Consider the following 23,829-nt stretch of genomic DNA (forward strand, 5'->3'; position numbering starts at 1 on the left):
CGCCCGCCTCAGGGCCGCGCGGCGCGGCTGAAGAGACGGAAGAAGTTTTCCGTCGTCTGGTCGGCGAAGTCCGCCGCCGCGACGCCACGCAGCTCGGCCAGGGCCTGCGCGGTATAGACCACGTTGGCCGGCTCGTTGGTCTTGCCGCGCTTGGGTACCGGCGTCAGGTAGGGCGCATCGGTCTCGACCAGCAGCCGGTCGAGCGGCACCTCGCGCACCGTGTCGCGCAGGCTCTCGGCCGACTTGAAGGTGACGATCCCGGCGAGCGAGATATAGAAGCCGATCTCCAGGGCCGTCCGGGCCAGCTCGGGGCCCGCGGTGAAGCAATGGATCACGCCCGGAAAGGCGCCCTTGGCGTATTCGTCCTGCAGCACGGCGACGGTGTCGTCGTCGGCGTCGCGGGCGTGCACGATGAGCGGCAGCCCGGTCTCGCGCGCCGCGGCGATGTGGCTGCGGAAGCTCACCTGCTGCGCCTCGCGCGGCGAGTGCTCGTAGTAGTAGTCCAGCCCCGTCTCGCCGATCCCGACCACCTTGTCGTGGGCCGCCAGCTCGATGAGGCGTGCGGGCGTCTCCTGGCCTTCCTTGCCCGCCTCGTGCGGGTGCACCCCGACCGAGCAGTAGACCCGCGGGAAGCGCCGGGCGATGGCCTCGATACGGTCGAACTCGCTGAGCTTGGTGCAGATCGTCACCATGGTGCCGACGCCCGCGTCCAGGGCGCGCGCCACCACCGGCTCGATCTCGCCGTCCCGTTCCAGGTAGTCGAGGTGGCAGTGGGAATCGACCAGGGGCCGTTCCGCCGTCGCGAGCGCCGCCTCCGTCATCAGGCTGGAGCCTCCTCCTCCACGAAGCGCGGAAAGACGCCTTCAGGCTTGGGCAGCGGCGTGCCGGGCTGCAAACGAGCTGCCAGGCTGGCGAAGTCGCGCGCCTCGGGCGCCACGGCCAGCTGGTCGAGCATCTTCGCCGTGGCGTCGGGCATCACCGGCTGGGTGAGCAGCGCCAGGCGGCGGATGGTCTCGGCCAGGACATAGAGCACCGTCGCCATGCGCGCCGGATCCGTCTTCTTCAGGGTCCAGGGCGCGGCATGGTCGATGTAACGATTGGCTTCGCCGACCACTTCCCAGGTCTTGGTGAGGGCGTTGTGGAACTGCTGGCGGTCCATGTCGGCGCGCAACGCCGGCAGCAGGTCGGCCGCCGCCTTCAGCAGGGCTTCGTCCTCCGCCGCCAGGTCACCGGGCTGCGGCACCTGCGCCTCGCAGTTCTTCGCGATCATGGAAAGCACGCGCTGCGACAGGTTGCCGAACTGATTGGCCAGGTCGTAGTTCATGCGCCCGACCATGGCCTTGTGCGAGAAGTCGCCGTCGTTGCCGAAGGGCACCTCGCGCAGCAGGAAGTAGCGCACCTGGTCCAGGCCGTAGCTGGCGATCAGTTCCGAAGGCACGATGACGTTGCCGAGCGACTTGGAGATCTTCTGCCCCTCGTTTGTCCACCAGCCGTGCGCATAGACGCGCTTGGGCGGCGCTATGCCGGCGGACATGAGGAAGGCCGGCCAGTAGACCGCGTGGAAGCGCAGGATGTCCTTGCCGACCATGTGAACGTCGGCGGGCCAGTAGGTTTTGAAGAGGTCGCAGTCCACGTCGGGATAGCCGACGGCGGTGATGTAGTTGGTCAGCGCGTCGAGCCAGACGTACATGATGTGGCCCGGCGCGTCGGGCACCGGGATACCCCAGGAAAAGGTCGTGCGGCTGATCGAGAGGTCCTTGAGGCCGCCCTTCACGAAACTGATGACTTCGTTGCGGCGGCTGGCCGGCAGGATGAAGTCCGGGTTTTCCTCGTAGAACTTCAGCAGGCGGTCGCCCCAGGCCGAAAGCTTGAAGAAGTAGGACTCCTCCTCGACCCATTCGCATTCGGCCCCGGAGGGCGCGACCTTGGTGCCGCCCGGGCCGTCTTCCAGCTCGCTTTCGGCGTAGTAGGCCTCGTCGCGCACCGCGTACCAGCCGGCATAGCTGCCCAGGTAGATATCGCCCGCCTCGACCAGCTTCTTCCACAGCGCCTGGCAGGCTTCTTTGTGGCGCTGCTCGGTGGTGCGGATGAAGTCGTCGTTGGTGAAGCCCCACAGAGCCGAGAGATCGCGGAAGTTCTGCGACACCTGGTCGGTGAAGCTCTGCGGGTCGATGCCGGCCGCCCCCGCCGACTTCTCGACCTTCTGGCCATGCTCGTCGGTGCCGGTCAGGAAACGCACGTCGAAGCCGTCCAGCCGCTTGAAACGCGCCAGCACGTCGCAGGCCAGCGTCGTGTAGGCGTGGCCGATGTGCGGCGAATCGTTCACGTAGTAGATCGGCGTCGTGATGTAAAAGGCCGGCTTTCCTGCCGTCATCGCGGGTCTCCAACGAGCTCGGCTGCCGCCCCCGGATCATCCGATAGGGGCCCCGACAGCAAAGGCCCGGCGCTACGCCGCGTTCTCCAGGTCCAGAAAGGCGGTCAGCACCACCTGCTTCCGATCCAGATTGGCGGCCTCCGTCCGGGCGAAAAGGCGGCTGATCTTCTCCCATAGGCCAAGCCAATGCGCAAGGGGGCGGCCCTCCAGCAGGCGCTGGGCCAGGGCCGCTTCCCCGGGTACCACCTCGGGCGCCGGGCGGCCGGTAGAGGCGGCCCGGATGAAGCGGCCCAGCCACCAGATCAGAAGCTCCATGCCGGTCTGGAAGGCCACGGGATCGCGCCCCTGCCCCCATTTCTCAGCCAGCTTGTGCAGGCGGGGGACGTCCAGGCGCGGCAGGGTTCCCAGCAGGTCGATCAGCTCCCGGTAGAGGTCCAGGCCGCCGTGGGCGGCCAGGGCCAGGGCCTTGCCGATGCTGCCGTCGGCCAGACGCGCCAGGGCCTGCTGTTCCTCCGGCGACAGCTCCGGGAAATGACCGCTCAACAGCTCGGCCACCACGTCCTCGCTGAGCGGTGCCAGGGGCAGCTGGCAGCAGCGCGAGCGGATGGTCGGCAGCAGGCTACCCGGCGCGTGGCTGACCAGCAGCAGCAGGGAGCGCGGCGGCGGCTCCTCCAGCACTTTCAGCAGGGCGTTGGCGGCGTTGCGGTTCATCTCGTCGACGGAATCGACGATGGCCACCCGCCAGCCGCCCTCGCCGGCGGTCATGCGCGCGAAGGAAAGCAGGCGCCGAACGTCCTCCACCGGGATGACCGTGCGCGGCTTGCCCTTGTCGTCGCAGCCCTTCTCCAGGGTCATGAGGTCGCTGTGGCCGGAGGCCGCAATCCGCCGGAACACGGGATCGTCTTCGGGCACATGCAGGCTCTCGGGGGCGTCCCCGAACAACCCGCCGCCCTGCGCCTCCGGCGACATCAGGAAGCGGGCGAAGCGGTAGGCAAGTGTCGCCTTGCCGACCCCGCGCGGCCCGGAGAGCAGCCAGGCGTGCGGCAAGCGTCCGGAGGCGTAGGCGCGCAGCAGCACGCTCTCGGCCGCCGCCTGCCCGCGCAGCACCGCGCTCTCGCGCGGATGCGGCCAGGCGGCTTCTTCCTTGTCGCTGTCCTTGGCTTTACTCAAGCCGCCCCCCCAATCGCTCCCGCACCACGGCCTGGACCTTCGCGGCCACCGCGTCCTCGTCGCCGGCGGCGTCGACCAGCAGGCAACGCCCCGGCTCGCGCGCCACGATATCATGGAAGCCCTGGCGCAGGCGTTCATGAAAGCCCAGGTCCATTTTCTCGTAGCGGTTCTCGTCGCCGGCCGCGGACCCGTTGCGCGCGTTGGCCCGCGCCAGCCCCTCGGCCACCGGCAAATCCAGCACCAGGGTCAGGTCGGGCCGGAAATCGCCGACCACCAGGTCGTAGAAGGCCGCCACCGTCTCGCGGCCCAGGCCCTGACCGTAGCCCTGGTAAGCCATGGTGGAATCGGCGAAACGGTCGCAGACGACCCAGGCGCCCCGTTCCAGGGCAGGACGGACGGTCTTGACCAAGTGATCGCGGCGCGCCGCGAAGTGCAGCAGGGTTTCGGTCACCGCGTCCCAGCGGCCGGTGGCGCCGGTGACCAGCAGGGCGCGGATCTCTTCGGCGCCGGGGCTGCCGCCCGGTTCCCGCGTCTCGACGACCTCCAACCCGTTTTCACGCAGCCAGGCGGCCAGACGGCGTTGCTGGGTCGACTTGCCCGCGCCCTCCCCGCCCTCCAGGGTGATGAAGCGGCCGGGGGACGCCGGGCCGTCCGCGCTCACGGGGAGCCGAGGAGCAGGAACTTGATGCTGGCCGCGATGCGTCCGAGAGGCCCGAGCTGCTCCACGTCCTCGCCGGCCTGCAGCGGCACCTCCACCGGCACGCCGCCCGGCCAGGACACGCGCAGCTTGGCGATCTCCTGGCCCGCCGGGATCGGCGCCGGGATGGGCGAATCATAGACCACCGAGACCTGCATGCCGTTGCGGTCGCTTCGCGGCAGGGTCACCGTAAGATCATCGGCGACGACCAGGGGCACCGTGTCCTCGGCGCCGAGCCAGACCGCCGCCTCGTCGACAGTGTCGCCGGACTTGAAGAGCGCATAGTTGTTGAACTCGCGGAAGCCCCAGGACATCAGTCGTTCCGACTCGTCGGCCCGCGCCTGCACGCTCGGCAGGCCGTTGACCACCAGAATAAGGCGGCGTCCGTTTTGCGCCGCCGAGGCGGTCAGGCCGTAGCCCGCGGCCTCGGTGTGGCCGGTCTTCAGGCCGTCAGCGCCGATGTTCCTGTAGAGCAGCGGATTGCGATTACCCTGGCGGATGTCGGCCCAGGTGAACTCCTTCTCGGAGTAGTAATGATAATGCTCGGGATGATCGACGATGATGCGGCGCGCCAGGGTCGCCAGGTCGCGGGCGGTGACGTAGTGGTTGTCGTCCGGCCAGCCCGTCGCGTTGACGAAGTTGCTGCCGGTCAGCCCCATCTCTTGCGCCCGGGCCGTCATCTGCTCGGCGAAGGCCTCCTCGCTGCCGGCCAGGCCCTCGGCCAGGACGATACAGGCATCGTTGCCCGATTGGATGATGACGCCGCGCAGCAGGTCCTCTACCCGCACCTGGTTGCCGACCTCGACGAACATCTTGGAGCCGCCCTTGCGCCAGGCCTTTTCGCTGACGGTCAGCTTGTCGTCCAGCGAGAGGCGGCCACTGTCGAGGCTTTCGAAGACCATATAGGCCGTCATCATCTTGCTCATCGACGACGGCGGCATGCGCTGGTCGCCGTTCTTGTTGAGCAGCACGGCCCCGGTATCGAAGTCCACCAGGAACGCCTCTTCCGCTTGTGTCTCGATGGTCGCGCCGGCAGCCGGGGCAAGGACCGGCAGACTGGCGGCGGCGGCGAAACCAAGGGTCAGGAACAGCTTTCTGAGGCGTTTCATCGGTTGACTTACTCCGGTGAACCTAAGGACGAGGCGCGGTGAAGGCCGCAGCCTAGGTCAAGATTTTGCCGAAAAGATGTCGGCGGAACAAAACACAGGTTTCTGCACACTCAATCGACCACTACCCGGGCGTCGTTGTAGCCGTTTCTGAGCAGCAGTTCCAAGGTCCGGTCGGCCTGATCGACGTTAGGCATGGGGCCCAGACGGACCCGGTAGAAATTGGTGTCGCCGACCAGCGCCTTGGCGATCTGCACGTTGCCCAGGGACGACAGCCGCGCCCGCAGCCGCACCGCGTTCGCGACCTGGCTGAAAGCGCCGGCCTGCACGAAGATCGAGGTGGGCCGCACGCGCTCCTGGGTCACCACGGGTTCCGGCATGGTCAGCGAGGCGGTGCGCAGCGGCGCGGGTTCGCTCACCCCCGCAGTCGGGGCCGCGGCGGTCTCAGTGGCGCCGGTGGGCGCCGCCGCGGGTTCGGGCGACGCCGCGCCGATCGGCGGCAGCTCTTGAACCGAAACGCTCTCCACCGGGGCCGCCTGCGGCACCGTACCGGTTACGGCCTCGCCCGCGCCGGCCTCCAGGGCCGCCTGCCGGCTCTCGATCTCGAGGATCTGCACCCGCACCTTGGCGGTGCCCTGCTTCATGAAGCCCAGCAATTCCGCCGCACGCTTCGAGAGATCGATGATGCGGCCGTGGGCGAAGGGGCCACGGTCGTTGATCCGCACCTTCACCGAACGTCCGTTCTCCAGGTTGGTCACCTGCACCATCGACGGCATCGGCAACGTCCGGTGCGCCGCCGTCATGGCGTTCTGGTCATAGACCTCGCCGTTGGCGGTCGACTTGCCGTGGAAGCCGGGCCCGTACCAGGAGGCGATGCCCGTCTCGTCGTAGGCATAGTCTTCGCGCGGGTAGTACCAGACGTTGGCGATCTGATAGGGCCGGCCGACCTTGTAGTCGCCGGGCCGCGATGGGGCCGGCTCGGGGGTCTGCAGGCGCTTGGCATTGTGCACCGCGAACTCGGTCTCCGCACAGCCGGCCAGAACACTGAGCAGGCCAAGCAGCAGGACGCCAAATGCCAGCCCTCTGGCCATCATCTTGTGCTCCGCATCAAAATCCCCACTCGATGTGGTAGTTTAGGGCGCTTTCCCTGGCGAAACAACCCGACCCCCACCGGCCGCTTGCGGGCCGGACCATCACTGTCCACCCGTGCGCCGCAGCAGGTCGATGACTTCCTTGGTCGGGTAGCCGTCGGCCGGCAGTCCCTGGGCCGCCTGGAAAGAGCGCAGGGCCTCGCGGGTCTTCGGACCGACCAGGCCGTCCGGCTTGCCGGCTTCGTAGCCCCGGGCGTTCAGGAGGGCCTGCATCTCCTCAATCGACTTCAGGCTCAACGGCTCCTCGTCGGGCAGCGAGGCCGCGCTGAGCGCCGGCGCTCCGTCGATGCGGTCGGCCAGATGACCCACCGAGAGGGCGTAGAGGATCGAGCGGTTCCACACCAGGATGGTGCGGAAGTTCTCGTAGACCAGGAAGGCGGGGCCACGCTGTCCCGCGGGCAGCACCAGCGACGCCTCGACCCCATCCACCAGCGGCAGCGGCCCGCCGTCCTGGCGGCGCAGACCGAGCGCCGCCCATTCGCCGAGCGTCTTGCGCTCACCGAGGCTGGCCAGGCTGTAGTCGAAGCTGATCGGCAGGCTCACCTGGCGTCCCCAGGTGCGGTCTCCCTTCCAGCCCTCCTGCGACAGGTAGTTCGCCGCGGAGGCAAAGATGTCCGGAAGGCTGTGCCAGATGTCGCGGTGGCCGTCGCCGTCATAGTCGACCGCGAAGTTGACGAAGGTCGAGGGAATGAACTGCAGCTGGCCCATGGCGCCGGCCCAGGAGCCGGTCATCTCGGCCACGCTGATATGCCCCTCGTCGAGAATCTGCAGGGCGTCGAGCAACTGGGCGCGGAAGAAATCGTGCCGCCGCCCCTCGTGCGCCAGGGTCGCCAGGGCGGCGATCACGGAATAGCCGCCGGTGTGCTGGCCGAAATTGCTCTCCAGGCCCCAGAAGGACACCAGGAAGCGCGGCTGGACGCCGTACTGCGCCGCCACCTTCTCCAGCAGGGCGCGGTTCTCCTCCAGCAGCTGGCGCGCCTTCGCCACCCGGCCTTCGGTGACGGCCCCACGCATGTAGCGGGTAAAGGTCAGGGTGAATTCGCGCTGGCTGCGGTCGCGTTCGATGACCTCCGGCAGGGGCTCCACCCCGGCCAGGGCCGTCTCCACCGTCTCCGCCCGGATGCCGCGGCGGATCGCCTCCTGCTTCAGGCCGGCAAGCCAGGTGTCGAAGTCGCCGCGCTCGCCCTGCGCAACCTGCTTCCCGCCCGTGGCCGGCGCCGGATTTTCGGCGGCATCGCCCTGGGCGCAGGCGGCCAGCGGCGCCATCGAGGCGACTGCCAGAACAAAAGTTCCCGCGCGCAGGATCCGGTTCAAGAAACTCACTTGCTGATCTCCCACGCTGCGAAAAGTCTCCTGGCGCCGAGGGTCGTTAGGAAAGCGGACATCTCTGTCGGGCACTTGTGCCACAAGGCCGTTAACCTTGGCAATCCGCAGTAAAGCTTCGGTAAAGGCCGGGCTCTCCCCCTGCGGAATCCGTCGCGCCCGCCGTGCTGCGGGCGCCCTTCACCCGCCGCGCGGTCACCATGACTCCGCAGGCGGGTTTCGTCGTCTTCAGGGTACTGTGTATCTGTCGAGTCGCGCGTCGACGGGACAGGTCAGTCCTCGGTCGCTTCGATGGTCACGGTGTCGCCGGCCAGGACAAAGACCACGGAGCCGTCCGAGGCCTTGTAGGTCCACTTCTCGATCGGCCCGAACTTCGAGACATCGCTGGGTTCGCCGAGCGCGTCTTCAAGCTCGGCTCGGCTGCTCACCCCTTTTGCCTTCTTCAGCAGGTCCGCCTTGCTGGGCGCAAAGCAGGCCGCCAGCAGCAGCAGGGAGAAAAGGGCGACGGTGGTCCGGATGAATCGCATGATTCGTAGTTCCATTGGCCAAAGGTGGTCCTATCTAGCTCCCGCTCCCCGAAACGGCAAGCCGGGGCGCTTGCGCGGCTTCTTGGGGAACGGAAAGAAAAAGCCCCGCCGGGGAGGGCGGGGCTTTTGAGAGGTCGATGCAATCAATTTCAGGAGACGGTCGATGAACCGTGATTTGAGTATTGCGCCCGCATGGTAAACAAAAGGTTAACGAAAGCTCGAATTTCGGTAAAACTTTCACTTCGTCCGGTGATAGACGCGGCAGTCCGTCGTTCCCTGCCCCCGGAACAGGTAAACCACTTGATTCTCTGCCATTTTTACCCGATCAACGAGACTGCCGTGGCCGCCGACAGCGGCTCCGTAGGTGCGCCCATCGACGATTCCGACGAGAAATTGGTCGCGTTTTTGGCGAAAAAGGCGGCGGTTGCACGCGCGGCTGAGGTCCCTGTTCAGGACCCAGGTCTCCTGCAGCGCGCCCTCGTCGCGCACGATAATGTGAGAACCGGCGCGCGCCTGCTTTGTGCGGTCCAGAATCGACGAGGACCCGCCGCTCATGGCCTCGCCGGGGCTGCGATAATGGCTGGGATGGGTCGACAGCAGCTCGTTCGCTCCCGCTGCGGGAGCGCCGGCAAGCCCTGTCGAGGCCAGCAAAACGAAGAAAAAGAACCACTTACCCATGGCTACCTACCAGGCCGCGGCAACAGACGGCTCATCCTGAGCCGACCCGAGACTAACGCCATTCCGCTAGCCTCGCGTTAAGAGCCATGCTTAAGGCACGTTAACCCTGGGTGAAACCCGTCGCCCCTCAATCACGTAGAAAATGAAGAGACGGCGATCAATGGGCCCTGTCGATCACCGCAGGGAGATGGAGACATTATGCTGGACCTGGAAGCCCCACCGCTAAGCCGCCCGGAACACCGGGCATCCCCCTTACCCCAGGTGGCGGTGACGGCTGTCGCCAGTGCCGTGCCGCCCTACGTCCTGCGCCAGGCAGACGTGGTGCGCCGGGTGCGAGGCCTGTTCGGCGACCGGCGTCTCGACATCGAGCGCCTGCTCCCTGCCTTCGGCAACGCCGGCATCGAGACCCGCCACTCCTGCGTGCCGATCGAGTGGTACCTGACGCCGAGCGACTGGAAGACGCGCAACGACCTCTTCATCGACAACGCGGTCACGCTGCTGGCCTCGGCCGCCGAGACCTGCCTGGCCCAGGCTGGCGTGCCGCTGGAGGCGGTGGACGGTCTTGTCGTCGTCTCCACCACCGGCGTCGCCACGCCCAGCCTGGACGCCCGGCTGATGGAGAAGCTGGCTTTCCGGCGCGACGTCATGCGCCTGCCAATTTTCGGCCTCGGTTGCGCCGGCGGGGTACTGGGACTGTCGCGGGCCAAGGCCCTGGCCCAGACACGCCCGGGCGGCAAGGTGCTCTGCCTGGTGGTAGAGCTCTGCGGCCTCACCTTCCGCGCCAACGATCCTTCCAAGAGCAACGTCATCGCCACCGCCCTCTTCGGCGACGGCGCGGCGGCGGTGCTGCTGGAAGCCGCCAAGCCGGGCGGCGCCGCCGCGGGCAGCCTGCGTCTCGGCGCCGGCGGCGAGCACACCTGGCCGAACTCCCTGGACGTCATGGGCTGGGAGATGGAAAACGACGGCCTGGGCGTCTTGTTCTCCCGCGATATCCCCGCCCTGATCCGCGAGCGGATGCGGCCCGCCGCGGAGACCTTCCTGGCGCGCCAGGGCCTCAGCCACGTCGACATTGACGGCTACATCTGCCATCCCGGCGGCGCCAAGGTGATCGGCGCCCTGGAAGAAGTCTTCGGCCTGCCCGAAGGCGGCCTCACCGAGGCGCGCTCGGTCCTGCGCGACTACGGCAACATGTCGGCGGTCACCGTTCTCTTCGTGCTGGAGCGCATGCGCAAGGCGGGCCTCAAGGGCCGCTACCTCATGACCGCCCTGGGCCCCGGCTTCACCGCCGGCTTCCAGATCCTGGAGGCCTGAGGCCCGTGAGCGTGCTGTGGATCGTCCTGCTGCTGGTGGCCGCGCAGCGCCTGGCCGAACTCGCCTACGCCCGCCGCAACACCCGCCGCCTGAAGGCCGAAGGCGCGTACGAAAGCGGCGCCGGGCACTATCCCTTCCTGGTGGCGGTACACCTGCTGTGGCTGGTCTCCCTGGCGGTTTTCGTGCCGGCCGAGCAGGCGCCGAACTGGGCGCTGCTGGGCGTCTTTCTGCTGCTGCAGGGGCTCAGGGTCTGGGTGCTGGCGAGCCTCGGGCGCTATTGGACCACAAGGGTCATCACCCTGCCCGACGCGCCGCTGGTGCGGCGCGGGCCTTACCGCTTCCTCAGGCATCCCAACTACCTGGTGGTGGCCGGCGAGATCGCCGTGCTGCCGCTGGCCTTCGGCGCCTGGGAGATCGCGGTGATCTTCTCCCTCGCCAACGCCGCCGTCCTCGCCTGGCGCATCCGCTGCGAGGAGCGCGCGCTCAGCGGACGCCCGCTCCCCCAGTGACCCGGGCGTAGACCTCCCCCAGGAGGCCGCGCGGCAGGAAGATCATGCAGAGCACGAAGAGCAGCCCGAGGCCGAGCAGCCAGGCCGGGCCCAGCAGGTCGCCCAGGGCGTTCTCCGCCAGGCGCACCACGATGGCGCCGAGGAAGGCGGTGATAAGCGCGCGGCGCCCGCCGAGCGCCACCCAAATCAGCACTTCGGTCGACAGACTGAAGCCGATGAGCGGCGGCGAGACGAAGCCGAACTGGCCGGCGAAGAGCGCGCCCGCGAAGCCGGCGACCGCGGCCGAGAGCGTGAAGACGGCAAGCTTCACCGAGCGGGTGTCGTGGCCCAGGAAACCGGTGCGCGCCTCATCGGCGCCCACCGCCCGCAGCACCACGCCGCGCCGCGAGCGCACCAGGGCCTCCAGCAGGATATAGACGGCGAGCGCCGCGATCAGCGTGCCGTAGAACAGCGGCAGGGGATCGTAGAGTTCGTAGACCAAGCCGAAGGCGCCGAGGTTCACCGGCGGCACGCTCATCAGGCCGTTCATGCCGCCGGCATAGCCCCAGCGGGTCATGATGCGCTCGGCCACCACCGCCACCGCCAGCATGACGATGGCGAGCTGCGCGCCCTGCAAACCGCGCCCGTAGAAGAGGAAGCGCCCGAGGACGTTGGCGACAACGGCCGGGACGGCGAGGGCCAGGGCCACGCCGAGGTAGCTGGAGGTCCAGCTCTCGAGCCAGCCCGGCAGCATGCCCAGGGTCGTCAGGCTCATGGCGTAGGCGCCGAGGCCGAAGAAGACGGCGTGGCCGAAGGACAGCAGGCCGCACTGCCCCCAGATGAGCGCCAGGCTCATGGCGAAGATGCCGTAGGTCAGGTACTGGGCGATCTGCCCCACCTGCCAGGCGCCCATGAAGAGCGGCAGCGCCGCCAGGCCGCCCCAGACGGCGAGGTCGACGGCGCTGCGCCGGTCTTTCAGCAGGGCCTTCACTTCCGCCCGCCCCCCAGGATACCGGTAGGGAAGATCCGGATGGCGATGACCGCCATGGTGAAGACCACCACCTGGGCCAGGACCGGCGACCAGAGGCTGGCGGTGACGCTGTCGGTCGCGCCGATCAGGCCGGCGCCCAGCACCGGCCCGCCCAGATGCCCGGCCCCGCCGACGAGGATCGAAAGGAAGGCGGGAATGAGGAAGCCGAGGCCCATCTGCGGGTCGACGCTCATGATCGGCGCCATGACGGCACCGGCGAGGCCGGCGAGCGCCGCGCCGTAAGCGAAGGTCGCGCGGTCGAAAGCGCGGGTCGAGAGGCCGAGACAGGCCGCGGTATCGCGGTTGGCGATCACCGCCCGCGCGGCAAGGCCGAAACGGGTGCGGAAGAAGAGATAGAAGGTTCCAGCGACAACAAAAAGCGCCACGCCCATGATGAAGAGGCGGTAGGCCGGATAGGACGAGCCGAGCAGGTCGAGCTGCGCCGTGAAAGGCGCCGTCGTCGACTGCGCGCCGGGGCCGAACAGCAGGATGACACCCTGCTTGATGATGATGGAGAGGCCCCAGGTGGCAAGGATGGTGTCGAGGAAGCGGTGATAGATGTGCCGGATGACGAGCTCTTCCATCAGCAGGCCGACGCCGCCGACCAGCAGCGGCGCGGCGACAAGTCCGACCCAATAGGAGACGCCGGCCTGCTGCAGCATCACCAGGGTGTAGGCGCCGAGCAGGAAGAGCTCGCCGTGCGCCATGTTGATGACGCGCATGAGGCCGAAGACGATGACCAGGCCCATGGCCACCAGCACGATGACCAGCACGTAGTTGGCGGCGTCGAGCAGCAGGAGAAGCGCCTGGTCCATCTTCCCCCGCCCCTCAGATTGCCAGGTGCTTGTGGAGGACGGCCGGGTCGCGGCGCAGCGCCTCGCTGGAGGCCTCGGCGACGATGCCGCCGTTCTCGATGAAGAGGCAGCGCGTGGCGACGCGCAGCGCCAGGTCGACGTTCTGCTCCACGGTGATGAGGGTCAGCCCCTGCTCCGCCGCCTCGCGCTTCAGCGCCGCGGCAACTTCGAGAACGATGGAGGGCTGCAACCCTTCGGAAGGTTCGTCGAGCAGCAGCAGGCGCGGCTTGCCGGCAAGCGCGCGGCCGATGGCCAGTTGCTGCTGCTGGCCGCCGGAAAGCGTGCCGCCGCGCTGCTGGCGGCGCTCCTTCAGGATGGGAAAGCGCCCGTAGATCGCTTCCGGCACCGCGGCGCCCAAACCGCCGCGCCCCATGGCGCCGAGCAGCAGGTTCTCTTCGACGCTCAGCTCGGCGAAGATCTCGCGGCCCTGGGGCACGAAGGCCATGCCGGCGCGGGCGACCTGCTCCGGCCGCCTGCCGTCCAGGCGCTGCCCGGCGAAACGGATCTCCCCCCTGGCCGCCGGCAAGAGGCCCATGAGGGTCTTCAGCAGGGTCGTCTTGCCCATGCCGTTGCGCCCCAACAGGGCGACGCTCTCGCCCTCGGCCACCTCCAAGTCAATGCCGCGCAGCACCCGGCTGCCGCCGTAGCCGCTTTCCAGACCGCGCACCTGTAACATGGTCAGGCGCTCTCCAGGTCCGGCGCGCCGAGGTAGACCTCGCGCACCAGGGGATCGGCCTGCAGTTCCTCGTAGCTGCCGCGCCGCTCAATGCGCCCGCGCACCATGAGCGCCACCGGGCAGCCGAGATCGCGCACGAAGCCCATGTCGTGCTCGATGACCAGCACGGCGCAGCCGACTCGGGCGTGCAGATCACGGATCAGGGCCACGGTGGCGGCGGTCTCGGCCGCGGTCATGCCGTTGGTCGGCTCGTCGAGCAGCAGCAGGCGCGGCCGCCGCGCCAGCACCATGGCGATCTCCAGCCACTGCTTCTCGCCGTGCGCCAGGCTGCCGGCGGGCAGGCCGCGCTTGTCGGCAAGCCGAGCGAGGTCGAGCAGTTCCTGCAGGCGCGCTTCACCCTCGTCGTCGCTGCCAACTAGGGCGACCGTCAGGTTCTCGGCCACCGGCAGGTCGGGATAGATGCCCGGCACCTGGAACTTGCGCAGGATGCCCAGGCGCGCGATCTCGTAGGGCTCTTTCCCGCGCAGATCCTCTCCGGCGAAGCGCAGGCTGCCGCTGTCGGCCTTCAGGGCTCCCGTCACCAGATTGAACAGGGTGGTCTTGCCACAGCCGTTGGGGCCGATGAGGCAGAGCATCTCGCCCTCCCCCAGACTGAGCGACAGGCCCGCGGCGGCGCGGAGGCCGCCGAAATCCTTTTCGACCTCGGCGACTTCCAAAAGGACGGCCATAGAACGTAAATCAGCCGGCCAGGACGACGTCGCCGACGATTTCCGCGCCGCGCGAGGCCATGAAGTAGAGTCCCATATGGTGGGTGAGGTCCTGCGGATGCGCCGCCGTCTCCGGCAGGCCGAGGCCGGCCGCTACATCCTTCGGCAGGTCGTAGGTGGCGCAGGCCCCGGCGTGGACGGAGATGTCCTTCAGGCTGGGCATGAGGTCGTGGTTGCGCGCCGACAAGAGCGTGAGGACAAAGTCCATCACGCAGATATCGGTGCAGATGCCGACCACCAGGAGACGCGCGAGCTTGTTGACGTTGACCCAGTCGACCACGGCGTTGCTGCCGTCCTCCCGGATCGCGCCGACGAAGCCGTTGATGCAGTCCTTGCGCACCAGGGTGGCCTTGCCGTCCTGCTCCAACCACTTCAACTCCGGCACCAACTCCTCCTCGCCGGTGCCGGCCTCGCAGTGCGGCGGATAGGGCGGCTCCGGCTTGCCCGGCACGTGGGTGTCGAGGAAGGCCAGAACCGGCCAGCCACGCTCCGAAAAGGCGCGGGCCAGGCGGTCGGTCTCCGAGACCATGGCGGTCACCTGCGGGTTCTCCACCGGCGGCGCCAGGTTCCCGGCGCCCACGGTGGCAAAGCCGTTGACCTCGTCGACGATCACCAGCCCGACAGCTTCGTCGTCCAGCTTCAGGCTCACCGGGGCCACCGGCAGAGCGGCAGCCACCTGGCGTGTCAGGAGAGGAATATCGGCGCTGTCCGGCATGTCAGCCTCCTTTGGACGGCAAATCCAGTCGGCAGTCTAGCTGTCACCCGCCTAGCTGCAACCGGCCTCGGGCGCGATGCGGCCGAGGTCCTCGACGGTCACCAGCCCGCTGCCCTCGGTCTTGGCGAGGAACATCGGCAGGGTGACGTGATGGTCGGCGCTGCCGATGCTGACCGGACCGGTCGGCGTCGACACGGTCAGGCCCTCCAGGCCGTCGACCACGGCCTCGGGCCCCACCTCGCCCTTGCGCTGCAGGGCGTCGCGCAGCGCGTTTATGGCGTTGTAGTGGGTCATGACGTAGTGGGAGATCGGCACCTCTTCGCCGGCCTGGGCCCGGATGCGGGCCACGAAGTCCGTCACCCCCGGCTGCGCGCCGGAAGCGACGAAGGGCACCGTCACCCACATGTTCTGGCCGCCGCCCGGCCCGAAGGCGCCGAGATAGGTCTCCGCGAAGCCGAGGAAGGCCACCGTCACCTTGTCGAAGAGGCCGAAGGCCTCGGCCTGCTTGATGAAGGTGATGCCGTCGCCGCCGGGCAGCGCGAAGAGCAGCACCTTGGCGCCGCTGTCGGCGATGCGGCGGATGACCGGCGCGAACTCCTTCACGCCCCAGGGCGTGAACTCGACCCCGGCAACCTCGCCGCCGACCTGCTGGCCGATGATGCCCTTGGCCGCCTCGAACATCTGCTGCGGCCAGACGTAGTCGGCCCCGAACATGTAGGTGCTGCCGCCGAAGGTCTCGTGCATGTAGGGCAGCAGCTTGGCCAGCTCCTGGTTCGGCACGGTGTTGAAGGAGAAGATGTAGCGGCTGCAGGCGCCGCCCTCGTAGTTGGTGGCATAGAGCAGCGGCACCTTGGAGCGGTTCACCGTCGCCGCCATGGCATCGCGCGAGGACGAGAGGATCGGCCCGGTCAGCGCCACGGCGCCGTCGCGCCCGATCAGGGTGCGCGCCTTCTCCACCGAGGTCTTGGGATCGGTCTTGTTGTCCTCGTAGAGGATCTCCAGCGGCCGGCCCAGGATGCCGCCGGCGTCGTTGATCTCCTTCATCGCCAGGTCGAGGCCCAGCTTGGCCTGGTTGCCGAAGAGCTCAAGCCCGCCCGAGAAGGGCAGCACCGCGCCGACCCGGATGGGATCGGCCGCCAGAACCCGCGTGGCCAGGCCGGGCAGCGCCCCCGCCCCTGCCGCGGCAGCGGCCGCCGCCGCGCCGGAAGCCAGAAGTCGACGCCGAGAAACCTTATTCATGACCGTACCCCCTGCATTGCCTCGAGTTGCCTTGTAGCGTGTTGTTGTGGCGGAGAGTTTGGCGCGGTTCGTGTTGCGCCGCAACACCCTGGCGGTTCACGGGGACCACATACCTGCAATTGGGGGTTTGCAGCAGGCGGCGGCTTTGCTAACTCTCCGCCGTCTTCCGGGCTCTTCGGGCTCTTCCGGGCCCCTGGGAGGGGTGGCCGAGTGGTTTAAGGCACCAGTCTTGAAAACTGGCATGGGTGGAAGCCCATCGTGGGTTCGAATCCCACCCCCTCCGCCACCCCTGCAGCGACGCCATTTGTTATCAAAGATTTACGCCTGCTTTTGGCTAACCCTTCAGCAAGGTTAGCCATTTTTCTTCGACTTTCGTTCTCTGACCGCGTGGTGCGAGGCGGTGCGGGTAATAGCTGCCTCTGCTAAGCGCGCTTGGTCCGCAGCTGCAGTGTAGCGCGCGACTTCTTTGTCGGTGCGATGCCCCGTCACCGCCTTGATCTCCTGATTGGAGCATCCGGCTTCTGCCAGGCGGCGCGCCGCCGCCTTTCGCAGACCATGCGCGGTGCACCCGCGAAGCCCTGCCTCGTCGCACCGTGCACGGAACCAATTGCCGAAGCCTGCGGCCGTGAAGGGCTTGCCATACTCGGTCACCAGAAATGTCAGGTGATCTCGCGGCGCCTTCGCCAGGACTGCGCGCAGCTGCGCATGCATTTCGATGGACAGCCGCACTCCCGTCTTCTGTTGGCAGACGGCGATGGTCCGGCCGCTCACATGCTGCCAGCCCAGCGTCACGACGTCCGACCTTCGCTGACCCAGGTATAGCAACAGCGCAAGCGCCAGACGCGCTTTGCTGCCGATTGGATGGCGCCTCTCGAATCGCGCGATCTCTTCTTCGCTCCAAGTGTGGAAGCCGTCGCCGGTGATCTTGAAGCCTTTCAATTTGTGGGTTGGATCATCCGTTCGCAAACCCATGTCGACGGCAAACGCCATCAAGATCTTTATACGGTCGAGCAGGTTGTTCGCCGCAGCTGGTGTCGCGCTCATCTTACCGATGACGGCCGCGATATGATGCCGCTCCAACGTCGCCACTCGCTTGTCGCCGTGATGTGCTCGGAACCTCTCCAGGATACCCTTGTAGGTCACTTGGGTGCTCGGCCTTAACCCCAGGAACTGCGGCGATCCATAGTACATGGCAATGAGGGCTGAGATCGTGCCGGCCTTGGTACGGCGTGCGCCAGGCTCGACGGCAGGCGCGGCCCGACGGTCGAGGCAGGCTTGGTATTCCTCCATAAAGGCTGCCGACCAGGCCGTTGCCTTGAAATAATACGTCGCTTGACCCTTGCGGCGGAAGCGAACGCGCACCTTGCCGTGGCGGTCTCTGAATTCGCTGCAATACTTCGGCAGGCGCCGGCGCCTTATTCCAGAACGCTGTCCCATTCGTTTTGGCTCTCCCCGTACCCTTCGATTGTCGCTGGCGCGCCGGCAATAACCACGATCTTGCCATCGCAATCAATTTCAATGCGAGCCACAACTAGGCCAGCCTTCCGCGCCCCTTTCAGGGCACGGCTTACGTCAGCTTCGCGAAAGGTAGCGCGGCGGTTCATATCGGGCGCCATCCAGAATGGGATTGGCAGCGCTGAACTACAGCGACAGCCGCACTCAGATCAGTGGACGGCTCGTTCAATGCGAAATGTTGCCGCCTCTGTAGAACATCCTGTTCTCCATGCATCCTGCACTACTACCTCCAGGACAAAAATCTTGGCGGAGAACTACCGTCTGGGCTTTCTATGTCCGTAGTCAGGCACGCTGGCTGACTGAATTCACTTCAATTGCAGAGGGATCGGTTCCATCCAAGAAAGTCTGTGATCAGTTCCGGATCGCCTTTCAGCAGGGTAGGTTCTACCCCTTAATGAGAAGTTTACAGAATACCATATTTGGTGCCCATAACCGAATTCAAATGCCATATATTGTGTCAGCAACACCGCTGGCTGACTAATTCGGAACGTTGAACCACCGGAGTCATACACAAAGAATCAAATACTTAGAAAGCCCGTGTACTCTTAGGTTCTTTGGCCAATTGGCCTTAAAAGCACATCAGATAATATGCAATTATATGCTTGTTGCATATTATCTGATTGACAGCAATCGTTCATTTGAACATGATCTGATATGCAATCAAGGCCCTCTTGCCCATGAGATGATAGGCAATGAACGTTAAGGACACAGCGAGAAAACAGTATGTGCGGATCGTAGACCGCGCTGCCGCGCAGCTTCGCAATTGCCACCGGCCCCAGGACGGATGGCTTGCCTTGCTGCGCCGGGCGCTTGGGATGTCAGGTGCCAACGTTGCTGCCCGCATGGGCGTCAGCCGAAATGCGGTGTACCAGGCGGAGCGAAACGAACGCGAGGGTGCGATCACAATCGCTCAGATGCGGAAGATCGCCGAGGCCATGGGCGCTGAGTTCGTCTACGCGGTCATACCTAAAAAAGGCAGCGTCGAGGACGTAATCCGCACCCAGGCACAGCGCAAGGCGGAGGCCCGCGTACGGCGAGCTAGCTCCCACATGGCGCTTGAAAGTCAGTCTCTACCAAGCGAACAGACAAGAGGACGGATTGAAGATCTCGCCGAGAAGCTGGTTCGCGATATGCCGCCCGACTTCTGGGAAGTCAAATGACCTTCCAAGAACCTGCCGGCGCAACCCCCCTAGATCCCGATGAGCGGCAAGGTCTCAAATACGATCACATCACAACGCGCGGCGAACTCGACGAGTTAGAGCAGGCAAATATCGAACAGGGACTCGCCTGGGCCTCGAGGCGGCGCAGGCGCGACGTGTTCGATGATGCCTTCATTCGCAGGCTGCACAAGGAACTATTCGGCGATGTTTGGACGTGGGCCGGCGAGTACCGGCAAACTGAGAAGAACATCGGCATTGACCCTCTCCAGATTCCTGAACAGATGCGGGTACTGCTCGGAAATGCACGCTATTGGGCTGAGAACGGTATCTTTTCGCCGCTCGAAGCAGCCGCGCGTTTCCACCATAGGATGGTACAAATACACCCATTTCCAAATGGCAATGGCCGCCATGCCCGCATTGCCGCCGATATCATGCTTGAAGAAGTTTATGAACATCCGCCAGTCGAATGGGCCAACGGTTTTGATCTTCAAGCGGATAATGAACGGCGGCAGGCCTATATCGCCGCATTGCGGGCAGCCGACGGCGAAGATTTCGCACCCTTGCTTTCGTTCGTAGGAACGGTGGAACCCACTAGCTAACGCCTAACATGGACAAAATTGCGGCTGACCCAAATTTCAGCCGCATCAGGTTCCAAAATCTGGCACACGGATCGCCAGCTCATCTTCGATATTGCGCATCAACGCCAGCGAGGCCGCGCAGCGCATGGCTGTCATAGAAGCGACGCGCTATCTGGAAAAGGAGGCGGCCTGGTCCCGGCATGGGCAGGGTGGAAGGTACCGGAATCAGGCCGCCGGGCACCTAACGGCCCAGTTCGATAATTATACCAGCCGTGAGCTGGCGCCGCAGCTTCACGGGCACTCCCCCGGACAGCCACGGCGAATCTTCGGCGTCGAGGCATGGCGGGGGCGCTAGATGCTCGACTTGGTGCATTCTTGGCACCCCAGCTCCCGGCGCGAACCAAGAACCCTAAGGTCTGAAAGTTGGTGCACCCGGTAGGATTCGAACCCGCGGCCCCGTGCTTAGAAGGCCCATGTAAACGGCAGTTTTCTGCGACATTTCAGAATGCTGCCGTGGCGGAAGATGCGCAGAGATGCTGGGCGTGCCACGACGGAGTCTGAAAGAAAAAATGCCACTCATCCGTCATGATCCCTCGCGCGGAGGGCCTGAGGCCTGGTGATGCCGGCTGCGCGGGGGCGCCCTCGGTCCCGCTGCGCTCGTGCCTCGCTTCGCTCCTGCGGGGTCACCGGGAACCCCGCTCCGCCGATCGCCGCTTCCCGCCGCGTGAGGGCGCGGCTCCTGGCAGGCTCCCTTTTCTGGTTGGCTAAGCTCTATTGATGGAGCGCGGTCGCCGATGGCGGCCGCGCCGGTCTTTCAGGGCTGAGGGGGAAGAGGGATTCCGCCCCCCCTTCCCTCGCAAGGGCAATCAGCCGGGCCCGTGTCCTCGCCTGCGGCTGCGGGCCGCGCCACCCCGGCAGATTCCCCTTGCCCCCATCCCCTCCGCTGTTCGCCACGAGGCAGGGGTTGATGCGCGGCATCAACCCCCTTCGGGGATTGAACGACAACGGAGGACAGCGACATGGCGAAACTGACCAAGCGCCAGACCCGCAATCACGAGCAGGCCTGCGCCCTGCTGGAGAAGGACGAACTGACATTCGATGAGAAATGGTTCGTTCTGGGGAACTGGCATGAGGGCGCCAGTCATCTGAACACCGCCGCCGGGGCCTTCTTTACCCCTGTGGATCTCGCCTGCGACTTCAAGCTTGAGATCTGCGGCTCGAAGGTCGTCGACCTCTGCGCCGGCATCGGCGTCTTGAGCTTCATGCATTACCAGCGCCAGGCGCACGAACGGCGGCCCGAGATCACTACAGGCCAGACGCTAGCCTCGAACGTGGTGAAGCTAAAGCCGGCGAGTTAGACGGATATCGCCGCGGCTAGGGTAGCTTCCGAAATTCATTCAAGTAAGCCTGTCGTATTGTCAGATCCTTCCCGAGAGCAGAGCTAGGTACATCAACTCCTCTGAGCAGATATATCTCAGAGTTGCGCTCACGCGGATGGACACGGAGGCATTCCATTCCTACGGAAATATTGCAGAGCAGCTTGCCTTCTTCGCTCGAAGCAATGGCAACAACCTCAGAAAAATATATACCATCATTCGCATTTTCTCTAATGGTTTGAAAAATAGAGTCCCGAATAAGCCTTCTCGTCGCAACATTATTTTCATTAGGATTAATAACTACCGCAGGAAAGTATATACTATAATGACCGGGTGTGTTTGTTGGATTGATCATCTTTATGTGTAGCTCAGAGTCTACCAGATTGCCGGACTTAATTTCTTCAATATATTTAGCCTGCAGGGGTACGAATTGCCAACCGCCCACAATTTTATCTCGCCTCAATATTACACGCCAGAAATCAGGCACAGCCCTAAAAAAAGGTGCCCACCGAACCTCCTCTCCCATGAAATCTTCATCAACGCCCTTTATTGCGTCCTTTTCAACTAAAAATAGATCTTTTACAAATGACTCATAGGCACCGTTATATCGGCGCGATATATAGTCTGTTCCGGCAAGTCTATAGGATTTCTTTTGACTTGAAGATTCGCGCCAATTATTTGCAATTTCAAGCATTTGAGCATCAGAAAGGTCCAATATCTCCTTAATTTGATTGATATACAAATTCGGCCAGGACTCATCCTTCAGCCATCGAGTAACAGTATTCTGTGTCGTTCCAATCTCTTCGGCGAACCACTTTTTTGTGGCGCCCTTGCTCCTAATAAAATCTTCGATCATTTCAGCAAGCAACGACATGGTTATGGCCTCGGCGTTTATTTCTGCTCCTTAGCTTAGATTGATCCGCTGTTTGTGGAACATGGTGATTTTGGGGTGATTTCGCGCTCACGGCGTATCTGCGGCGATGGCCAGGCGTCGCGCTTCAAGGTGGTCAGCGGCTATACAAATGCTGTCCTCACAAGAAGGGGACAATCAACCAAGGAGCTGAGAAACGAGATGTCTACCACGATGAAGGAAACCACGTTCTTCGGACTCTTCAAAGACGGTTACGAAGCGTCAGATGGTCAAGGCCATCGCGGTGAGGGGATTACCCCTCAGCAAGCGCAGGAACGCCTAGAGCATGCTCAGGAGCTTGGGGTTGAGTGGGTCATGCCGCTCGGGACCGGTCCCAAGCTTTGAAGTGCAAGGAGAAGCGCTTAAGCGCTTCTCCTTTTGATCTTGAATCTCGCGAAGGAGCCAACACAATGAAGTGCCAGTGTGTATGGTGTGCCCGCATCTTCAATGGCCATTTCTTCAGCGTCTATTGCAGCCGTAAGTGCCGGGTACAAGCTGAAAGATCCTGATCATGCTGGGGGCCGCGCCAACGCGGCCCTCGGTTTATTCCTGTCTGGCATTGCCCACCGCCGTAGGGCGGGTCGGCTCCTCCTATTCCTCATGCATCACCGCCGCCTTCCGGCTCGATTCAGTCGACCGACAATGCATTCATCGAAGCGTTCAATGGTCGGTTCCGGGCCGAATGTCTGAACACCCACTGGTTTTTGAGCCTTGCGGATGCCCGCGAAAAACTGGAGGATTGGCGTCGATACTACAACGAAGAGAGGCCGCATGGCGCGATCGGCAACAATACCCCGATCACGCTCACGTCCCAAGATAAGCAGGGTGGAAAGCACCGGGAACAGGCCGCCGGGCTCCTAACGGCCCAGTTCGATCACTACACCAGTCGTGAGCTTCACGCGCATTGCTTCACCTTCAATGTAGCGCCGATTCAGGAATCCACCTTGGTTGCGGCAAGTATACAATGCCAAATCATAGCCGGGTCCAGCGGCGTTCCGGTGTCGCGATTTCAAGGCGGCGAGAGCCTTGGTCGTAGTCCAACTTCAACGAGATGGCGGCATCCAATCCCCGTAGGGTTGGTCAGGGTTCCAAGGGGTTCGACGGCTTCTTGGTCGATGGGATGGGTCCAGGGTAAGGGCAGCGCCGAAGCTTAGTTGAAGAGCCTACTTCTCATCGTCGGAGGCTGAGATGCGTGACAAGGAGACAGTTGCTCCAGCCGTTGAATAAGCGACCATGCCTTGAGAAGGTCGCCACTCCGAATCGAATCTGTCCAAATGGAAACAATGATCCTGGTTTGCTCCAGGCACAAATGTCGGGTCCACAAGGCGATCAAGTTTGTACACCAGTTGTGTGAAGCCGTCGGCGAGCGCCTTTAAGTCTTCAACGTCGAATGGTCTACCCTCAGGCGCAAGACACTCCCCATCGCGCGTGCAAAACGCTTTCCCGGATCTTTCATCGACAGCCCAGACGCCGTGAATCACGTCATCGCGGCGATCGTAGTGTTTCTTCCAAGCTCCCAGAAGGCTGTCATATGTGCGCACGATTTCTCGGGTTTCTCCCTCTTCATGCTTGGCAATCGCCCATGACTTGACCGCGCGCCTTACAGCCTTTGTGACGGCATCGCGCCCCCCCTGCAGCACTAGCGTTTTGACTCTACTAATTGCTTCCTCATAGCTCATTCCATCCGTAGCGCGCTTAATCGTCACTGCGAAGAGATGCTCACACTGACCGTAGCGGGCAGCTACCTCGCCCAACGCCAAGAACAGTTCGTCAGGAAGTTGGAGGAGCTCAACAGCGGGCCTATCAGTGTCAGACAACGTGCGGGTCTCCACTACTGATTGTTAGATCACATCTATGTTGCCTGAAACCTTACCAAATCTCCCGTCCGCCCTCGCCTCTTTCCTCGACATCTCAGCAAAGTATCTGGTTTTGATGGTGCGCCCAGCAGGATCTGGACCTGCGACCCCATGCTTTGAAGGTCCATGTAGTCGGCCGTTTTCTGCGACATTTCAGAATACCGCCGTGCGGGAAGATGCGCACAAATGCTGGGAATGCCGCGAAGGAGTCTGAAAGGAAAAATGCCGCTTATCCGTCATGATGCCTCGCGCGGAGGGCCTGCGGCCTGGTGATGCCGGCTGCGCAGGGGCGCCCTCGGTCCCGCTACGCTCCTGCGGGGCCGCCGGA

At 64.5% G+C, this 23,829-nt stretch carries 24 protein-coding genes, 1 tRNA gene and 2 pseudogenes; 9 read left to right on the forward strand and 18 right to left on the reverse strand.

Annotated features, from left to right (window positions below; all coding sequences use genetic code 11):
* Positions 1-8: 8 nt before the first annotated feature.
* The 9 genes from H7X47_RS20805 to H7X47_RS20845 all read right to left on the reverse strand — a co-directional run bounded on the left by H7X47_RS20805 (position 9) and on the right by H7X47_RS20845 (position 9,026).
* Positions 9-821, reverse strand: a complete 813-nt coding sequence (locus H7X47_RS20805) for a TatD family hydrolase (protein ID WP_193370665.1) — start codon at positions 819-821, stop codon at positions 9-11.
* Positions 821-2,374 carry a methionine--tRNA ligase gene (gene metG / locus H7X47_RS20810; RefSeq protein ID WP_193370666.1) on the reverse strand — a complete coding sequence of 518 codons (1,554 nt, stop codon included), beginning with the start codon at positions 2,372-2,374 and terminating at the stop codon, positions 821-823. Before metG ends, H7X47_RS20805 begins: the two co-directional genes overlap by 1 nt.
* 72 nt (positions 2,375-2,446) lie before the next feature.
* On the reverse strand, positions 2,447-3,544 hold the full coding sequence (locus H7X47_RS20815; RefSeq protein WP_193370735.1) for a DNA polymerase III subunit delta': 1,098 nt from the start codon (positions 3,542-3,544) through the stop codon (positions 2,447-2,449).
* A complete protein-coding gene (tmk, locus tag H7X47_RS20820; RefSeq protein WP_193370667.1) occupies positions 3,537-4,205 on the reverse strand; it encodes a dTMP kinase in 669 nt (222 codons plus the stop codon). The genes H7X47_RS20815 and tmk overlap by 8 nt, the downstream gene beginning before the upstream one ends.
* Positions 4,202-5,350, reverse strand: a complete 1,149-nt coding sequence (locus H7X47_RS20825; RefSeq protein WP_193370668.1) for a D-alanyl-D-alanine carboxypeptidase family protein — start codon at positions 5,348-5,350, stop codon at positions 4,202-4,204. The genes tmk and H7X47_RS20825 overlap by 4 nt, the downstream gene beginning before the upstream one ends.
* Positions 5,351-5,460: 110 nt before the next feature.
* The gene (locus tag H7X47_RS20830; RefSeq protein WP_227010660.1) at positions 5,461-6,441 is read right to left on the reverse strand and encodes a septal ring lytic transglycosylase RlpA family protein; all 981 of its coding nucleotides are present in this window, start codon (positions 6,439-6,441) and stop codon (positions 5,461-5,463) included.
* A 99-nt stretch (positions 6,442-6,540) separates the two neighbouring features.
* The gene (locus tag H7X47_RS20835) at positions 6,541-7,821 is read right to left on the reverse strand and encodes a lytic murein transglycosylase (protein WP_319633648.1); all 1,281 of its coding nucleotides are present in this window, start codon (positions 7,819-7,821) and stop codon (positions 6,541-6,543) included.
* Between the two features lie 272 nt (positions 7,822-8,093).
* On the reverse strand, positions 8,094-8,348 hold the full coding sequence (locus H7X47_RS20840) for a hypothetical protein (protein WP_193370669.1): 255 nt from the start codon (positions 8,346-8,348) through the stop codon (positions 8,094-8,096).
* Positions 8,349-8,585: 237 nt separating this feature from the next.
* Entirely contained in the window at positions 8,586-9,026 is a 441-nt protein-coding gene (locus tag H7X47_RS20845; protein WP_193370670.1) for a hypothetical protein, read from the reverse strand.
* A gap of 198 nt (positions 9,027-9,224) precedes the next feature.
* Between H7X47_RS20845 and H7X47_RS20850 the strand changes: the two genes are divergently transcribed.
* Both H7X47_RS20850 and H7X47_RS20855 read left to right on the forward strand, forming a co-directional pair.
* Positions 9,225-10,337: a type III polyketide synthase gene (locus H7X47_RS20850; RefSeq protein ID WP_193370671.1), complete on the forward strand. Its 1,113-nt coding sequence runs from the start codon at positions 9,225-9,227 to the stop codon at positions 10,335-10,337.
* Between the two features lie 5 nt (positions 10,338-10,342).
* Positions 10,343-10,846: an isoprenylcysteine carboxyl methyltransferase family protein gene (locus H7X47_RS20855; protein WP_193370672.1), complete on the forward strand. Its 504-nt coding sequence runs from the start codon at positions 10,343-10,345 to the stop codon at positions 10,844-10,846.
* On the opposite strand, the gene H7X47_RS20860 is transcribed toward H7X47_RS20855, so the two are convergent.
* The 6 genes from H7X47_RS20860 to H7X47_RS20885 are packed head-to-tail and all read right to left on the reverse strand — an operon-like array spanning position 10,821 to position 16,106.
* Positions 10,821-11,816: a branched-chain amino acid ABC transporter permease gene (locus H7X47_RS20860; protein ID WP_319633649.1), complete on the reverse strand. Its 996-nt coding sequence runs from the start codon at positions 11,814-11,816 to the stop codon at positions 10,821-10,823. The two genes, H7X47_RS20855 and H7X47_RS20860, sit on opposite strands and share 26 nt — an antisense overlap.
* A complete protein-coding gene (locus H7X47_RS20865) occupies positions 11,813-12,670 on the reverse strand; it encodes a branched-chain amino acid ABC transporter permease (protein WP_193370673.1) in 858 nt (285 codons plus the stop codon). Before H7X47_RS20865 ends, H7X47_RS20860 begins: the two co-directional genes overlap by 4 nt.
* A gap of 13 nt (positions 12,671-12,683) precedes the next feature.
* A complete protein-coding gene (locus tag H7X47_RS20870; protein ID WP_193370674.1) occupies positions 12,684-13,385 on the reverse strand; it encodes an ABC transporter ATP-binding protein in 702 nt (233 codons plus the stop codon).
* Between the two features lie 2 nt (positions 13,386-13,387).
* Positions 13,388-14,113, reverse strand: coding sequence for an ATP-binding cassette domain-containing protein (locus tag H7X47_RS20875; protein ID WP_193370675.1), 726 nt, complete (start codon positions 14,111-14,113; stop codon positions 13,388-13,390).
* A 10-nt stretch (positions 14,114-14,123) separates the two neighbouring features.
* Positions 14,124-14,867 carry an isochorismatase family protein gene (locus H7X47_RS20880; RefSeq protein ID WP_193370676.1) on the reverse strand — a complete coding sequence of 248 codons (744 nt, stop codon included), beginning with the start codon at positions 14,865-14,867 and terminating at the stop codon, positions 14,124-14,126.
* Between the two features lie 51 nt (positions 14,868-14,918).
* Positions 14,919-16,106, reverse strand: coding sequence for a substrate-binding protein (locus H7X47_RS20885; RefSeq protein WP_193370677.1), 1,188 nt, complete (start codon positions 16,104-16,106; stop codon positions 14,919-14,921).
* A 196-nt stretch (positions 16,107-16,302) separates the two neighbouring features.
* Between H7X47_RS20885 and H7X47_RS20890 the strand changes: the two genes are divergently transcribed.
* Positions 16,303-16,392: transfer RNA gene (locus H7X47_RS20890), tRNA-Ser, on the forward strand.
* Positions 16,393-16,457: 65 nt separating this feature from the next.
* Here the strand turns inward: H7X47_RS20890 and H7X47_RS20895 are convergent.
* On the reverse strand, positions 16,458-17,543 hold the full coding sequence (locus H7X47_RS20895; RefSeq protein WP_227010661.1) for a tyrosine-type recombinase/integrase: 1,086 nt from the start codon (positions 17,541-17,543) through the stop codon (positions 16,458-16,460).
* 770 nt (positions 17,544-18,313) lie between these two features.
* Between H7X47_RS20895 and H7X47_RS20900 the strand changes: the two genes are divergently transcribed.
* The 4 genes and pseudogenes from H7X47_RS20900 to H7X47_RS20915 all read left to right on the forward strand — a co-directional run bounded on the left by H7X47_RS20900 (position 18,314) and on the right by H7X47_RS20915 (position 20,717).
* Positions 18,314-18,781 (forward strand): mobile mystery protein A, encoded by a 468-nt coding sequence (locus H7X47_RS20900; RefSeq protein WP_193370678.1) that lies wholly within the window; start codon positions 18,314-18,316, stop codon positions 18,779-18,781.
* Positions 18,778-19,380 carry a mobile mystery protein B gene (locus H7X47_RS20905; protein ID WP_193370679.1) on the forward strand — a complete coding sequence of 201 codons (603 nt, stop codon included), beginning with the start codon at positions 18,778-18,780 and terminating at the stop codon, positions 19,378-19,380. Before H7X47_RS20900 ends, H7X47_RS20905 begins: the two co-directional genes overlap by 4 nt.
* Before the next feature lie 61 nt (positions 19,381-19,441).
* A pseudogene (locus H7X47_RS26570) lies at positions 19,442-19,714 on the forward strand (relaxase domain-containing protein); the annotation flags it as partial.
* A 664-nt stretch (positions 19,715-20,378) separates the two neighbouring features.
* Positions 20,379-20,717, forward strand: a complete 339-nt coding sequence (locus H7X47_RS20915) for a class I SAM-dependent methyltransferase (protein ID WP_193370680.1) — start codon at positions 20,379-20,381, stop codon at positions 20,715-20,717.
* A gap of 16 nt (positions 20,718-20,733) precedes the next feature.
* Here the strand turns inward: H7X47_RS20915 and H7X47_RS20920 are convergent, their stop codons facing one another.
* Entirely contained in the window at positions 20,734-21,609 is an 876-nt protein-coding gene (locus H7X47_RS20920; protein WP_193370681.1) for a hypothetical protein, read from the reverse strand.
* Positions 21,610-21,663: 54 nt separating this feature from the next.
* Between H7X47_RS20920 and H7X47_RS20925 the strand changes: the two genes are divergently transcribed.
* A complete protein-coding gene (locus H7X47_RS20925; protein WP_193370682.1) occupies positions 21,664-21,990 on the forward strand; it encodes a hypothetical protein in 327 nt (108 codons plus the stop codon).
* Between the two features lie 290 nt (positions 21,991-22,280).
* Positions 22,281-22,457 (forward strand): annotated as a pseudogene (locus H7X47_RS20930) (integrase core domain-containing protein); the annotation flags it as partial.
* 351 nt (positions 22,458-22,808) lie between these two features.
* On the opposite strand, the gene H7X47_RS20935 reads toward H7X47_RS20930, so the two are convergent.
* Positions 22,809-23,462 (reverse strand): hypothetical protein, encoded by a 654-nt coding sequence (locus tag H7X47_RS20935; protein WP_193370683.1) that lies wholly within the window; start codon positions 23,460-23,462, stop codon positions 22,809-22,811.
* Between the last annotated feature and the right edge of the window lie 367 nt (positions 23,463-23,829).

The sequence above is a fragment of the Pelagibius marinus genome, from assembly GCF_014925385.1.
Classification (GTDB): domain Bacteria; phylum Pseudomonadota; class Alphaproteobacteria; order Kiloniellales; family Kiloniellaceae; genus Pelagibius; species Pelagibius marinus.